12 protein-coding genes and 1 pseudogene are annotated in these 14,398 nt (G+C 66.5%); 5 read left to right on the top strand and 8 right to left on the bottom strand.

Going from position 1 to position 14,398, the window contains the following annotated elements; genetic code table 11:
• The first annotated feature begins 15 nt into the window (after positions 1–15).
• Positions 16–435 (top strand): nucleoside-diphosphate kinase, encoded by a 420-nt coding sequence (gene ndk, locus Q0V34_RS10470; protein ID WP_297511442.1) that lies wholly within the window; start codon positions 16–18, stop codon positions 433–435.
• An 81-nt stretch (positions 436–516) separates the two neighbouring features.
• Positions 517–1,158, top strand: a complete 642-nt coding sequence (locus tag Q0V34_RS10465) for a YoaK family protein (RefSeq protein ID WP_297511439.1) — start codon at positions 517–519, stop codon at positions 1,156–1,158.
• Between the two features lie 338 nt (positions 1,159–1,496).
• On the opposite strand, the gene Q0V34_RS10460 is transcribed toward Q0V34_RS10465, so the two are convergent.
• The 3 genes from Q0V34_RS10460 to purM all read right to left on the bottom strand — a co-directional run bounded on the left by Q0V34_RS10460 (position 1,497) and on the right by purM (position 3,845).
• Positions 1,497–2,021, bottom strand: a complete 525-nt coding sequence (locus tag Q0V34_RS10460; RefSeq protein ID WP_297511437.1) for a MarR family winged helix-turn-helix transcriptional regulator — start codon at positions 2,019–2,021, stop codon at positions 1,497–1,499.
• A gap of 91 nt (positions 2,022–2,112) precedes the next feature.
• Positions 2,113–2,694, bottom strand: coding sequence for a phosphoribosylglycinamide formyltransferase (purN, locus tag Q0V34_RS10455; protein WP_297511435.1), 582 nt, complete (start codon positions 2,692–2,694; stop codon positions 2,113–2,115).
• Positions 2,695–2,807: 113 nt separating this feature from the next.
• Positions 2,808–3,845 (bottom strand): phosphoribosylformylglycinamidine cyclo-ligase, encoded by a 1,038-nt coding sequence (gene purM / locus Q0V34_RS10450; protein WP_297511433.1) that lies wholly within the window; start codon positions 3,843–3,845, stop codon positions 2,808–2,810.
• Positions 3,846–3,972: 127 nt separating this feature from the next.
• Here purM and rnd point away from each other — a divergent pair, with 127 nt between their 5' ends.
• Complete coding sequence (rnd, locus tag Q0V34_RS10445; protein ID WP_297511431.1) at positions 3,973–5,142, top strand: ribonuclease D; 1,170 nt, start codon at positions 3,973–3,975, stop codon at positions 5,140–5,142.
• Positions 5,143–5,262: 120 nt separating this feature from the next.
• The gene (locus tag Q0V34_RS10440) at positions 5,263–6,558 is read left to right on the top strand and encodes a serine hydrolase (protein ID WP_297511429.1); all 1,296 of its coding nucleotides are present in this window, start codon (positions 5,263–5,265) and stop codon (positions 6,556–6,558) included.
• Positions 6,559–6,628: 70 nt separating this feature from the next.
• On the opposite strand, the gene Q0V34_RS10435 is transcribed toward Q0V34_RS10440, so the two are convergent.
• From Q0V34_RS10435 to Q0V34_RS10420, 4 genes are all read right to left on the bottom strand, one after another.
• The gene (locus Q0V34_RS10435) at positions 6,629–6,901 is read right to left on the bottom strand and encodes a hypothetical protein (protein WP_297511427.1); all 273 of its coding nucleotides are present in this window, start codon (positions 6,899–6,901) and stop codon (positions 6,629–6,631) included.
• A 154-nt stretch (positions 6,902–7,055) separates the two neighbouring features.
• On the bottom strand, positions 7,056–8,543 hold the full coding sequence (locus Q0V34_RS10430) for a Ppx/GppA phosphatase family protein (RefSeq protein ID WP_297511425.1): 1,488 nt from the start codon (positions 8,541–8,543) through the stop codon (positions 7,056–7,058).
• A gap of 99 nt (positions 8,544–8,642) precedes the next feature.
• The gene (locus tag Q0V34_RS10425; RefSeq protein WP_297511423.1) at positions 8,643–10,880 is read right to left on the bottom strand and encodes an RNA degradosome polyphosphate kinase; all 2,238 of its coding nucleotides are present in this window, start codon (positions 10,878–10,880) and stop codon (positions 8,643–8,645) included.
• Between the two features lie 243 nt (positions 10,881–11,123).
• On the bottom strand, positions 11,124–11,798 hold the full coding sequence (locus Q0V34_RS10420; RefSeq protein WP_297511421.1) for a chromosomal replication initiator DnaA: 675 nt from the start codon (positions 11,796–11,798) through the stop codon (positions 11,124–11,126).
• 199 nt (positions 11,799–11,997) lie between these two features.
• Here Q0V34_RS10420 and Q0V34_RS10415 point away from each other — a divergent pair, with 199 nt between their 5' ends.
• Entirely contained in the window at positions 11,998–13,773 is a 1,776-nt protein-coding gene (locus Q0V34_RS10415) for a DUF262 domain-containing protein (protein WP_297511419.1), read from the top strand.
• Between the two features lie 258 nt (positions 13,774–14,031).
• Here the strand turns inward: Q0V34_RS10415 and Q0V34_RS10410 are convergent.
• Positions 14,032–14,121: pseudogene (locus Q0V34_RS10410) on the bottom strand (hypothetical protein); the annotation flags it as partial.
• Between the last annotated feature and the right edge of the window lie 277 nt (positions 14,122–14,398).

Below are 14,398 nucleotides of genomic sequence, written 5' to 3'. Positions count from 1 at the left end.
TCTGTGAGACCTCTCGTGACCGAACGCACCTTCTCGATCATCAAGCCGGACGCCACCCGTCGCAACCTGACCGGCGCCATCAACGCGGTGATCGAGGCCGCCGGCCTGCGCATCGTCGCCCAGCGTCGCGTCAAGCTGACGGAAGCTCAGGCCAAGAAGTTCTACGAAGTCCACGCCGAGCGTCCGTTCTACGGCGAGCTGGTCTCGCAGATGACCGCCGAGCCGGTCGTCGTGCAGGTCCTGCAAGGCGACAACGCCGTGGCCAAGTACCGCGAAGTCATGGGCGCCACGAACCCGGAAAACGCCGCCGAAGGCACGATCCGCAAGCAGTTCGCCCTGTCGATCGGCGAGAACTCGGTCCACGGCTCGGACAGCCTCGACAACGCCAAGATCGAGATCGAACAGTTCTTCACCGAGGACGAGATCGTCGGCTGATTTCAGCTCGACTTTTCGAGTGACGAAGAGCGGCCGGATCGGTGACGATCCGGCCGTTTTCTTTTGTCGCCGGGGCGCGCGGTGAACCAGTACCAGAAGCAGGAGGTCATCCTCGCGGTCGCGCTGTCGGGCGTGGCTGGCTATGTCGACGCGATCGGCTTTCTGAAGCTGGGCGGGTTCTTCGTCTCGTTCATGAGCGGCAATTCCACGCGTCTGGGCGTGGCGGTGGCGACGGGCCGCTGGGTCGCGGCGGCGACGGCCTTGAGCCTGGTGGTGTCCTTCGTCGGCGGCGTCGTCCTGGGCGCCTTGACCGCGCGGGCTTTCGGGGAGAACCGGCGATCGCCGGTTCTGCTGCTCGAGGCGTGTCTGCTCGCCGCGGGCGCGACCTTGCTGGCGCTGGGTTTCGACACCGCGGGGGTCACGGCCGTCGCGCTGGCCATGGGGGCCGAGAACGCGGTCTTCCAGCGCGGCGGCGACGTGGCGGTGGGGCTGACCTACATGACCGGCGCCCTCGTCAAGGCCGGCCAGCGTATCGCCGGCGCCTTGGCGGGCGGCCAGCCCGCCGACTGGGGGCGCTATGTGCTGCTGTGGATCGGCTTGGCGTGCGGCGGGGCCTTGGGGGCGCTCGGCTACTTGCGGATGGGCGCCTTGGCGCTGTGGCCGGCGGTGATCGTGGTCCTGGGCGCGGGGCTCTGGACCGAACGGCGGTGGCGATCGGTCTGACCGTCGCGCCCCTCGCCCTCCGGCCGTCGCGCCCAGGCGTCATCCCGCGCGATTTCAACCCCTCCTTGTTTTCGCGTGGCGCCTTTCAGGCCGTGGGGCGTTTCGTCGACACGCAGCGGAAGCTCCTGGTGATGCGAAGGTTTCGTCTCGAGGTCGTGTCTCCCGAGCATTTCCCCGATCCGGAGGGCGTTCTGGCGCGCGACCTCGGCGAGGCCACGCGGGAAGCGGCGCGCTTGGGCGCGGCCCTGATCCGCGACTATCCCGAGGCCTTCGACAAGCCCGGACCGTGGCGGATGCGGATCATCGACGAGGTCGGCCAAGTCTTGGCCGAGTTGGACCTACGGGCGGGGGCGCGGCTTATGGCCGAGGACATGGGGACCGCCTCGACGCTGACGATCCTCCCCGGCGCCGACCTCGGGGCTCGGACCCTCGCCGGCGGCCAGCCGGATCTGGGCCAACGATCGCGCAAGAAGCACTGACAGCTGGTCCAGCTCCGCGCGCGACAAACCCGCGAAGACGCTGGCGTGGGTCTGGGCCAGATCGGCCTGCACCGCTTCCGTCAGCGTTCGGCCCGAGGGGGTCAGGTCGACCAGCACCAGCCGGCGATCCCGCGCTGGCGTCGCCCGCGCGACATGACCGGCGGCGACCAGACCGTCGATCGTGCGGGTCAGGGTGGTGCGGTCGACGCCGACCATCGCCGCCAGGGCCGTCATCGACGACAGGCCCTCCTTGTGCAGCGCGTCCAGCGCGAGCCATTGGCCGAACATCAGGCCATGCGGGCTCAGGCGGTCGCCCACCAGCAGCCTTCGCGCCTGTTCGGTCTGGAACAGCAGTCGGTTCAGATCGTCGATGTCGAGCGGCAAGGTCGCGGTCCGGCAGGCCCCAGTGCAGGCTCAACGCGGCAACCTTGAATTCAGACGACGACGGTCGGCGACTTTATGCGCGAGGGCGCGGTCAGAGCGTCCGTACGAACGCCGCCAGCGTCTCGGCGTAAAGCCTGTGCTCCTGTTCCAGCACCCGCGCGGCCAGGGCGTGTTCATCGTCGCCGGGCAGGATCGGCACGCGGGCTTGGCCAAGGATCGGCCCCTCGTCGACGCCGGCCGTGACCAGGTGGACCGTGCAGCCCGCCTCGACCTCGCCAGCGGCGATGGCGCGGGCGTGGGTGTCGAGGCCCGGATAGGCGGGCAACAGGGACGGGTGGATGTTCAGCATCCGCCCCGTCCAGGCGTCGACCAGGAACGGCGTCAGGATTCGCATGTAGCCGGCCAGGGCGATGACCTCGATCCCGCGCGCGCGCAGGGCAGAGTCGATCGCCCGCTCGTGGGCCTCGCGGTCCTTGCCGAAGAGCTTCTGGTCGACGCACAACGCCTCGACCCCGGCCTCGGCGGCGACGGCGAGGCCCGCCGACTCGGGTTTGTTGGCGACGACGAGCGCGATCTCGAACGGGCAGTCCGGCGCCTGGGCGGCGCGGACCAGCGCCTCCATGTTGGAGCCTCGGCCGGAGATCAGGACGGCGACCTTGGTCTTGTGAGTCACGCGAAATTCTTCCGGGGAGCCGCCCTCGTCCTTCGACAAGCTCAGGGTGAGGGCTATTGACGCTCGGGTGAATTCCTCACCCTGAGCTTGTCGAAGGGCGAGGAATTCAGGCGCTAGGCCTTCACCAGCTGCCCGCAGATGAACGCCTCCTCGCCCGCGTTCAGCAGGGCCGCGAGCACCGGCTCGGCGTCGGCCTGGGCCACGATGATGATGAAGCCGACCCCGCAGTTGAACGTGCGGCGCATCTCGTGCTCGGAGACGCCGCCGACCTTCGCCAGCCATTCGAACACCGGCGGCAGGGCCCAGGCGTTCCAGTCGAACTCGGCGACCAGACCCTCGGCGATGGCGCGCGGCGGGTTCTCGATCAGGCCGCCGCCGGTGATGTGCGCCCCACCTTTCACACGCCCCGACTGAAGGAGGGGCAGTAGCGACTTCACATAGATGCGGGTCGGGGCCATCAGGGCCTCGGCCAGGGTCTTGCCGTCCTCGCCGGGAACGGGGAACGGGCAGGGGGCGTCCCAGGCCAGGCCCGAGCGCTCGACCACCCGGCGCACCAGCGAATAGCCGTTGGAGTGCGGACCGGAGGACCCGAGGCCGATGATGATGTCGCCGGCCCGCTGCTTGTCGAGCTTGGGCAGGACGTCGTCGCGATCGACGGCGCCGACCGAGAAGCCCGCCAGATCATACTCGCCGTCGCCGTACATGCCCGGCATCTCGGCGGTCTCGCCGCCGACCAGGGCCGCCCCGGCCAGCTTGCAGCCCTCGGCGATGCCGGCCACCACGCTCTTGGCGGTCTCGACATCCAGCTTTCCGGTGGCGAAATAGTCCAGGAACATCAAGGGCTCGGCGCCCTGGGCCAGCAGGTCGTTGACGCACATGGCCACGAGATCGATCCCGACCGTGGCGTGCATGCCGGTGTCGATGGCGATCCGCAGCTTGGTGCCGACGCCGTCGGTCGTGGTGACCAGCAGCGGATCGTCGTAGCCGGCCGCCTTCAGGTCGAACAGCGCGCCGAACCCGCCCAGGCTGGCCTCGGCGCCGGGGCGGCGCGTGGCCTTGGCCAGCGGCTTGATCGCGTCGACCAGGGCGTTGCCGGCGTCGATGTCGACGCCCGCTTGGGCGTAGGTCAGGCCGTTGGGCAGATCGCTCATTCGCTCGCTCTGAATCTATCGGAGGTCGCCACGATCCTCCGAACACGCGGAAAAATTTGCTTTCCGGTCACGCTACGCGCGTCTTGACGCTTGCAGACTCGGGGGTGCGCGAGGCTATTAGCAGCGGATGAAGCCGATCACCACCACCGCCGAGCTGGCGGCGTTTTGTAATGCGCTTACGGGCGAGCCTTTCGTCGCGGTGGACACCGAGTTCATGCGCGAGACGACCTACTGGCCCAAGCTGTGCCTGATCCAGGTGGCGTCGCCGACGCACGAGGCGGTCATCGACCCCCTGGCCGACGACATCGACCTGGAGCCCCTGCTGGCGGTCATGCGCGACGAGCGTATCCTGAAGGTCTTCCACGCCGCGCGTCAGGACGTCGAGATCTTCAACAACCTGAAGGCCATGCCGAGGCCGCTTTTCGACACCCAGGTGGCGGGCATGGCGGCGGGCTTCGGCGAGCAGATCGCCTATGACGCCCTGGTTCGCCAGATGCTGCGGATCGAGATCGACAAGTCCAGCCGCTTCACCGACTGGGCCCGCCGGCCGCTGACCGACGCCCAGCTGTCCTACGCCCTGGCCGACGTCACGCACCTGGCCAAGCTGTTCCCGACCCTGCGCGAGCGCTTGGAGACCTCGGGCCGCCTGGCCTGGGTCGAGGAGGAGATGACCGCCATCTCCGATCCGTCGGCCTATGACGTCGATCCGGAAAAGGCCTGGCGCCGCCTGCGTCCGCGCAAGACCGCGCCCAAGTACCTGGCCGTGTTCAAGGCGGTGGCCGCCTGGCGCGAGCGCACCGCCCAGAACCGCGACCAGCCGCGCGGCCGCATCCTGAAGGACGAGGCGATCGACGAGCTGGCCACCCAGGCCCCGACCTCGCTGGAGGCGCTGAACAACCTGCGCGGCGTGCCCAAGGGCTTCGGCGGCAGCAAGTTCGGCCCCGACCTCTTGGCGGCGATCAAGGAGGCCCTGGCCGATCCGGAAGGCTACGCGCCGGTTGTCGACAAGCCCGGTCCGCCGCCGCCCCAAAACGCGGGCGCGGTCGTCGAACTGCTCAAGGTGCTGCTGAAGGCGCGGGCCGAGGAGGCGGGCGTCGCCTCCAAGCTGATCGCCACGGTCTCGGATCTCGAGAAGATCGCCGCCGACGACAACGCCACCACCCCGGCCCTGGCCGGCTGGCGGCGCGACGCCTTCGGGGCCGACGCCCTGAAGATCAAGCGCGGCGAGCTGGCCCTGGTGCTGGACGGCGCCAAGGTCCGCGTCGTCGAGGTCCGTCGCGCGCCAAAAGCGGGCTGACGGTCGACGCCGGCCTCTTTTTCGGCGCCTCCGGGCGATGAACTCCTTTAGAACCAAGACGGCGGGTCGGGTCGACTCGCCGTCTTCCGTTTCAGGTTCGGTTTCAAGAGTTTAAGCGCCGTGTCGGGCATCGCGGAACACAGCCGGTGGGAGAGGCGTCGTCGCCTGAAGTGGCTCGCCGTCGGCGCGGTCGGCGTCGTGCTGGTCGGCGGCGTCTTCGCGATCACCCAGACCAAGAGCGTGCCCAAGGTCGTGGCCTCGGCGGTCCAGCAGGTGACCCAGCCCGTCCCGGACAAGCCGTCGGACTGGCATGGCGACATCGACTACGCGGCTCTGGACGCCCGTCTGCGCGAGATGATGACCGACCGCTCGATGGAGGGGCTCGCCGTGGCGGTCGTCGATCATGGCCGGCTCGCGTTCGTCCGCGGCTATGGCCTGACGTCCAGCGACGGCGGTCAGCCGGTCGACGCCCACACGGTGTTCCGCTGGGCCTCGCTGTCCAAGACGGTGTCGGCGACGCTCAGCGCGCGCCTGGCGGCCAACGGCGCCTTCTCGCTGACGGAGCCGCTGGCCGACTTCCACACCAGCCTGCGCCTGCCGGGCGACGCCCAGAACACCCTCACCGTCGAGGATTTGCTCGCCCATCGCACCGGCTTGGGCAAGAACGCCTATGACGGCCAGCTTGAGGACGGCGTCGATCCCGCCAGGATCCGAAGTTCACTGGGAACTCTGAAGCCGGTCTGCCCGCCCGGCACCTGCCACAGCTACCAGAACGTCGCCTACGACACGATCACCGAGATCATCGGCGCCCGGACGGGCCAGCCCTATGCCGAAACCGTCGAATCCAAGCTGTTCGAGCCCCTGGGCATGACCGGCGCCTCCATCGGCCAGGCCGGCCTCACCTCGGCGGCGCGCTGGGCCAAGCCCCACGACCGCAACCGCCGGCCGCTCAAGTTGTCCGAAGCCTACTACCGGGTGCCGGGCGCGGCGGGGGTCAATTCCACGATCCTGGATCTGGCGGCCTGGATGCGGGCCCAGATGGGCCTGATGCCGCGGGTGCTGCCCGCCGACGTGCTCGACGCGGTCCAGCGGCCGCGCGTCGCCACGGGCCGTCCCTATGGCCGCCTCAACATCGCCCGCGAGCTGAAGGACCCGGCCTATGGCCTGGGCATGCGCAGCTTCACCTACAGGGGCCACCGCCTGATCGGCCACAGCGGCGGGGTCTCCGGCTATCGCTCGACCATGATGTTCGACCCGGCGACCAAGACCGGCATCGTCATGCTGTGGAACAGCGACGGCAATCTGCCTTTCCGCTTCCAGGGCGAGTTCTTCGACCGCGTCTACAAGCTGCCCTTCACCGACTTCCTGGACCTCAAGGCCAGCGAGCGGGCCGGCGAGGAGTCGCTGTCGGATTGACGCGCTCGAGGGCGTGCGAGCGCGCCGACGACGCGTCAGCCCGCCAGGGGTGAGCGGAGCCTTCCGAGGCCTACCGGTGCGCCAGTTCGGTGAGCGCGCCGCCGGCGGCCAGGCCCAGGGCGCAGAAGACGCCGAGGTGGAAGACCACGCCGATCGCGACGGTGCGACGGACCGACCAACTGCTCTCCTGGGCGAAGACGCGGCCCAGTTCCGACTGCAGGGTGCGCGCGGCGCTGGTCACCGGCGCGTCGTGATCGTTGGCGACGTGCAGCTCGGGGCGCTTGCGGGCCCGAGGGGCCGGGGCGATCGCGTCCAGATAGTCGAACTTGCGCTTCAACATCACTGACCTCCACTTGTTGTTGGAGATCACGCTAGGAAAGCAAGGCTAACAAACCGTGCGCAAGCGCCGAGAAAGATCAGTAGAAACCCGTAGTCCACTCAAATCGAGGAAATTCAGCAGCCGTTAAGCATGTCGATTGGGCTGGGAATACCTGTATTTACTCGGCGATAATTCTTGGCTTCAAGCCCAGATGCTGCGCCGCGGTCGTCGCCCTTTTGCTCGTCTGCTCGCCGAGCAAGAGGTCGGCGAAGCCGGGCTCGGCGGCCAGGGTCAGGTGGGCTTTGTCCAGTGTCAGCCGCGAGCGCGCCAGCAGGCTGGGGCTGCGCCCGGAGAGGTCGCAGGCCAGGCGGATGGTCGCCCCCAGGGCGCGCGCGCGTCGCAGCTGGGTCGGGCTCAGGAGCCGTTCCAGGGTGGCGGCCTCGGGCGGATTGAAGCTGGTGGCGTGGCGGGCATGGGCGGCCACCGCCAGGAAGCAGCGCTCGGCGTGGCTTTGGCCCGAGATCGGGGCGCGTAGCACCTGCTCATAGACCAGGTCGGCGCGATGGTCCGGGTGCAGGCGCGCGCCGACATCGGCCAGGCGGCAGGCGGCCGAGACCAGCACGCCGTCGCGCTCGCCGAACAGCGGCGGCAGGTCGCGGAAAGCCGGCGTGATCCAGGCGTCCAGGGCCGGCCCCAGGTCGTCGGCGACGCCCTGGCGGTGGCCCAGGGCCCAGCAGCCCTCGATCAGCGGGTCCAGGCTGCGCACACGCGGCGGCATGGCCTCGAACAGCAGGCCCTCGCGGACCCCGAACGCCGAGATCTCGATGCGCTTCAAGTGAAGCTGCTCGATCAGGCTCTCCAGCACCACGGCGGCGTAGGGCAGGGTCTCCGAGCGCTTCTTGCTCATGCCCTCGATGCGTTCCAGCGAGCTCTTGGACTGGTGGGCCACCAGGCGGGCGGCCTCCAGGGCCTCGCCAGCGCCGATCTGGTACTGGTGGACCACGTGCAGCGGATAGCCCGACAGCCGCATGTGCAGCAAAGCCAGGTTCCGCCAGGCGCCGCCGACGGCGTGGAAGGTGTCGGCGCGGAAGGCGGCGGCCACCGGGGCGATGCGCTCGCGGGCCAGGCGGCGCACGCGCTCGCCGTCGAAGCCGCCCGGTCCGGCCAGGCTGAACGGGCCCAGCGGCAGGGTCACGCCCTTGCCGGCGCCGGTGGCGCTGAGATGCACGAGCTCCAGGCTGGCCCCGCCCAGGTCGCCGACCACGCCCTCGGCGTCCGGCGCGCCGGCCAGCACGCCGACGGCGGCGTAGTGGGCCTCTTCCTCGCCGCTGAGGACCCGGACGGTGAAGCCCGTCTCGTCCCGCACGCGGTTGATGAAGTCTCGGCCGTCCTTGGCCTCGCGGGCGGCGGCGGTGGCCACCACGAAGGTCTCGGCGGGATTGACCGCCTCCAGCACGGCGCGGAACCGCTTGAGGGCCTGCAGGGTCTGGATCACCCCGTCCGGCGACAGGCGGCCGCTGGCTCCCAGGTCGCGGCCCAGACCCGCCAGCACCTTCTCATTGAAGACCGTCCAGATGGCGCGGCCCTCCAGCCGGTACACCACCAGGCGGACCGAGTTGGAGCCGATATCGATCACGGCCGCGTCGCGCGGCGCCGGGAAGACCATGGGCTGGGTTTAGCCTATTCGAGCGACGGGGGAAGCGGCGGCGACAACCCCCGGGACGTTTTCCATGGGGATGAACGCGAAGGGCGCCGCCTTCGCCGCCTAGCGCTTGCGCTTGGGTCCCACGTGGTCGAAGGCGCGCGGCAGGTCGCGCGCCCCGTGGCCGCGGCCCGACAGGCTGGGATTGGTCATGAAGTAGTCGTGGGCCGAGAAGGCGCCCTTGCTGTTCCAGCCGGCGTCGCGGGCGTAGTCGCCCTCGCTGTTCAGCTTCCAGCTCTGGGCCTCGTCATTGAGGTTGGCGACCATGATCTGGTCCAGCACCTGCTGGTGCACGGTCGGGTTCTCGACCGGGACCAGGGTCTCGACGCGGCGGTCCAGGTTGCGCGGCATCCAGTCGGCCGAGCTGATGAACACCCGCGTCTGGGCGCTGGGCATCACCGCGCCGTTGGCGAAGGCCACGATCCGAGCGTGCTCCAGGAAGCGGCCGACGATCGACTTGACCCGGATGTTCTCCGACAGCCCCTTGATCCCCGGCCGCAGGCAGCAGATACCCCGCACCACGAGGTCGATCTGCACGCCGGCCTGGCTAGCCGCGTACAGGGCGTCGATGATCTGCGGGTCGACCACCGCGTTCATCTTGGCCCAGATGCCCGCCGGCTTGCCCGCCCGGGCGTTGTCCGCCTCGGCCGCGATCATCTTCAGGAGATCCGGCTTCAGGGTCATCGGCGAGAACGACAGCTTCTCCAGCCTTCCTGGCTGGGCGTAGCCGGTGATGAAGTTGAACAGCTTGCCGCCGTCGCGCCCCAGGGCCGGGTCGCAGGTGAACAGCGACAGGTCGGTGTAAACCTTGGCCGTCTGCGGGTGATAGTTGCCGGTGCCGAAGTGGCAGTAGGTCCGCAGGGCCTCGCCCTCGCGGCGCACGACCACCGACAGCTTGGCGTGGGTCTTCCAGTCGACGAAGCCGAACACCACGTGTACGCCCGCCCGTTCCAGGTCGCGCGCCCACTTCAGGTTATTCTCCTCGTCGAAGCGGGCCTTGATCTCGACCAGCGCCGTGACGTTCTTGCCGTTGTCGGCCGCCTCGATCAGGGCCGCCACGATCGGGCTGTCCTTGGAGGTGCGGTACAGCGTCTGCTTGATCGCCAGCACGTTCGGGTCGCGCGCCGCCTGGCGGATGAACTGCACCACCACGTCGAAGCTCTCGAACGGGTGGTGGACCAGGATGTCCTTCTCGCGGATCGCCGCGAAGCAGTCGCCGCCGTGGTCGCGGATGCGCTCGGGGAAGCGGGCGTTGAACGGCGGGAACTTCAGGTCCGGACGGTCCGGCGGGATCAGTTCCGACATCTGGGCCAAACCGAGCTTGCCGTCGACCAGGATCACGTCCTCGGGCTCGGCGCGCAGGCCCTCGATGATGAACTCGCGCAGGTCCGGCGGCATGGTGGTCTGGATCTTGACCCGCACCACCCGGCCCAGGCGCCGCTTCTTCAGCCGCGCCTCGAACTCGCGCACCAGGTCCTCGGCCTCTTCCTCGACCTCCAGATCGCTGTCGCGGATCAGGCGGAACAGGCCCCGGCCTTCCACCTCGTAGCCGGGGAACAGGTGCTCCAGGAACAGGATGATCAGGCTTTCCAGCGCCGCGATCTTGCGCTGGCGCTTGCGGCCGCGCGTCACCACCGACGACAGCTCCCAGAACCGGCGCACCTGCGAGGGGATCGGGGCCAGGGCGTAGAGGTGCTTGTCGTCGGCGATGCGCCGCAACTTCAAGGCCAGACAGAAGCCCAGGTTCGGGATGAACGGGAACGGATGGGCCGGATCGATCGCCAGCGGCGTCATCACCGGGAAGATCTGCGACAGGAAGATCTCCTCGGCCCGCTTGCGGTCCTCGCCCTCGATGTCCTTGGCGTCGAGCAGCTTCAGCCCCTCGTCCCACAGCTCGGTGCGCACCTGGCGCCAGATCTTCTGCTGCACGCCCATCAGCTCGGCGGCCGAGGCGTTCAGCCGCGCCAGCTGCTCGCCCGGCGTCATGCCGTCCTGGCTGATCACCCGCACGCCCTCGCGCACCTGGCCCTTCAGGCCGGCCACGCGGACCATGTAGAACTCGTCGAGGTTGTTGGCGCTGATCGACAGAAACCGCAGCCGCTCCAGCAGCGGGTGGCGCGGATTGGCGCTCTCCTCCAGCACCCGCTCGTTGAAGGCCAGCCACGAGAGCTCGCGGTTGAAGAACCGCTCGGGCGAGGCCATCAGCTCGGGGTTCAGCACCAGGCCCGGCGGCGAGGCGGGCATCTCGGGCGCGGCGGGAACCATCGAGGCGGTCGGCAGGGCGGCGGCGGCGTCAGTCATGCGAACCAGTCTAGCGCGGAAATCTTCCGGATGGTGAACGAAGCCGGTGACGCGGTGACGACAGGGATTTCTTCTTCCGTTCTCCCCGGCGAATGCCGGGGCCCAGATCATGGTCTGGACGCCTGGCGCCCCGGGCGCGGGCGAAGAGCGCGATCACCCCAATTGTTCGGGATGAATCTGGGTCCCGGCATTCGCCGGGAAGACGGCGCTTGGAGGCGGGCGCCTTACCCGACACCCCCGCGCCTAGTCCTCATCCCCCTCGAAATCCCCCAGCACCTCGCGCGCCAGGGCCTTGGTCATCGCCCGCCGCCCGTCGGCCGCCGCCTCGATCAGCAGCGCCGCCATCGCCTGGACCTCGGCCGCCGAGCGCGGCAGGCGCGACAAGAGGTAGGGGTAGAAGTCCGGCTCCGGCTTCCAGTAGTCGGCCGCGAAGGCTCGTTGCAGCACCGCCGTCAGCACCGCGTCGTCCGGCTCGGCCAGGGTCGCCACGGGCAGGGCGTTCAGCCGCGAGCGCAGGTCCGGCACCGCCGTCCCCCAGCCCACCGGCGCGGTCCGCCCGGTCAGCAGCACGGTCCCGCCGTCGACCCCGGCCATGTTGAGGATGTGGAACAGCGTCTCGCCGAACGGCCCCGCCGCCCGCTGGTCGGCGTCCTCGACCAGCACCGGCCGGCCGCGCAGGGCGGGCAGGTCGACCACCGCGTCGCCCTCGATCACCAAGCCGTCGACGGCCCGCGCCCAGGCCCGCGCCAGATGCGTCTTGCCGCACCCCGCCGGCCCGACCAGGGCCAGCCTTCCCTCGGGCCAGTCCGGCCAGGCGTCGACCGCCGCGACGGCCTCGGCGTTGCTCGGCGAAACGACGAAGTCCTCCCGCGCATAGGTCGGCGCGGCGGCCAGCGGCAGTCTGAACTGGGTGGACAAGCCTGGAAGGGTCCGAAGCGTGGTGAAGGTCAGCTCAAGGATATAGGGCGCTTCGCGGCGGCTGGGGAGGCGGGGCGGTTGGGGATTGCGGGGATGGATGGGGCGGGGAGTGGGGGGCGGAAGATTCTAGGGTTGAGCTTTAGGGAAGTGATCGTTACGCATGTAGCAATAAACTCTCGCTGCAGGGACCGGAGCAACAATGGCGGATCTCGCTGCCCAACCGACCTCCATACAGTCCGTGTACAACTGGTTCCGAGAAAATCGACTTTTCGTTAATCGTCGTTATCAGCGAAAATTAGTCTGGACCCTGGAAGAGAAGCAGAAGCTGATCGACTCTATCCTCAACAGATACCCTATTCCCGCTATTCTCATTGCTGAGAAAGAGGACGCGGCGGGTTCTTACGAGATTATCGACGGCCTTCAGCGCCTTCACGCTATACTCTCATTCATAGAGACGTCATTCTCAACAGAAGAGGGCTCGCTCTTTAACTTAGAATTTTTTCCAACTGCCAAAGGATATGCGGCTTCAGGGGTATTTATGGCCGAATTGGGGGAAAAATATTTAAATCAAAAGCAGGTATCAACAATATTAGATTATTCGCTCGCGCTTTCAGTCATGAGAAATGCGTCTGAAGCTGAAGTTAATGATGTCTTTGATAGAATCAACACGTATGGTCATCGATTGAGTGATCAAGAACGGCGTCAAGCTGGCGTGCAAAATGAATTTTCGACGCTTGTGCGTGATATCGCTTGTAAGCTGCGCGGCGACGTATCGTCGGATATTCTTCCGCTGAGCTCAATGCCATCCATAAGCATCGACCTTCCGAAGACTCGTCATGGATACGAGGTCAAGGCTGATGAAGTCTTTTGGGTAAATCAGGGTGTTTTGAGGTCTACGGACCTTCGGGATAGCATGGATGAGCAATGCATCGCTGACATCGCTGCTTGTATCGTCGGTGGCGTAATGATCGAGCGGGCGAAAGACGCCCTTGATGAAATATATCTTGAAGGCAGTAAGGAGGCTGACCGAGTTCTCACTGCTCTAGAGGTCTACGGTAGTGAGAAACTTACGGATGAATTTGGTTTTTGCGTGCAGGAAATTCTCAAAGTTTCTAATGTGAATGGCGGGGAGAAGCTACGTGATATAATTTACGGAAGAAAGAGCACCAATGCGTTTTCGTCTGTATTTGCGATTATAATGATCGCTTTCCATGAAATGTTCATCAAGGAACGTAAGAAGATATCCGACTATGCCGGTATCCGTAAGGCGTTGGATATGCTTTCTGGGCGTATCAACACCGATAGGAGTTCCACATCTGTCGAAGAGCGGCGTAAGAACGTGGACGCTATTAAGGGTCTTATTGCGCCGTTCTTCTCCGCTTCTACCGACCTCGCTAAGGAGATTTACGCCAATCATACTGTGGTCGATATCGATGCAGTTATAAGGCGCTCAGAGATCGAGCTCGCAAATTACGAACTTAAACAAGGCCTGTTAACACTCGCACCATCGGGCGGCGAAGAGCCTAATATGATCCAAAAGGTTGTTCGCACGATTAGCGCAATTGCAAACAACGGCCCAAAATCAATGGGCAAGATCATAATTGGCGTCACCGATAAGGAGGAGCACGCTAACCGCGCTAAGGAAGTAGATGGGGTAGAGCCCGTAAAAATAGGTGCCCGATACGTTGTTGGAGTAAATAGAGAAGCTAAGCGGCTCGGGATTTCTACTGAATCATATTTTTCAAAATGGAAAGATGGAATAAAAAATAGCCAACTCTCAACCGCTTTGAGGGACTCGGTTCTTTCCAGTATTGATTACAATACATATTACGGACTTGGTCTCATTGTCATCACTGTGCAGCCTCAGGCTGAACTATCGTATGTAGGTGAGGACCTTTACTGGCGGGAAGGGGACTCGACGGTGAAGGCTGAAGGGGCTCGGAAGGCGGCTGAGCTTGCTAGGCGATTTATGTAGACCTTCGATCTAATCAATCGCTATCCGGTCACCTGCGTCGTCTGCCCGCGCCCCCGCGCGGACCCGTCCTTACATCTCTCGGAGGCTGCAGCGTGCAGGGCTGACCAAGTCAGTCAAGGACCGGCTCCGCCGGCCGCGTCGCGGCGACGCGAAGCGTCGTCCTTGAGTGACTTGGTCAGCCCTGCGATCGTCTCGCCGTGAGATGAAAGGATGGCTCCCGTCTCGGGGCGAGAAGGCGCGTGACGGCCTCCCCGAAAATCCTCCGTCATCCCGCGCTTTATGCGCGGGACCCATTTGTCCGCCGCAAGAGCGGAGATCACCTTCGCGCTCGCGTGGAAGCTGAACCATGGGTCCCGCGCATAAAGCGCGGGATGACGGGGTTCGCGTGGGGGAACCGGAGCCCTTCTCCCACGAGGGGGAAGGGAATTGGGCGGCGTCTATCCTCGGCGTTGGCGATCCAGAACCCAACGACGTCAACCGCTTCTCACTTTTCCACGTCGCCCAATCCACCGCGCCGAATTCGCCCGCACAATCGTCCCACCTCGTCGCGAGGACAGGGCGCGTTGGCCAGCGACCGGACGTGGCGGCGAGGGGCGGTCGAGCGGGCGCGCTCGTCGGCGCGGGG

Origin of the sequence: uncultured Caulobacter sp. (assembly GCF_947036865.1) — a bacterium.
Lineage (GTDB): Bacteria > Pseudomonadota > Alphaproteobacteria > Caulobacterales > Caulobacteraceae > Caulobacter.
This window is presented reverse-complemented; position numbering and strand designations above follow the sequence as displayed.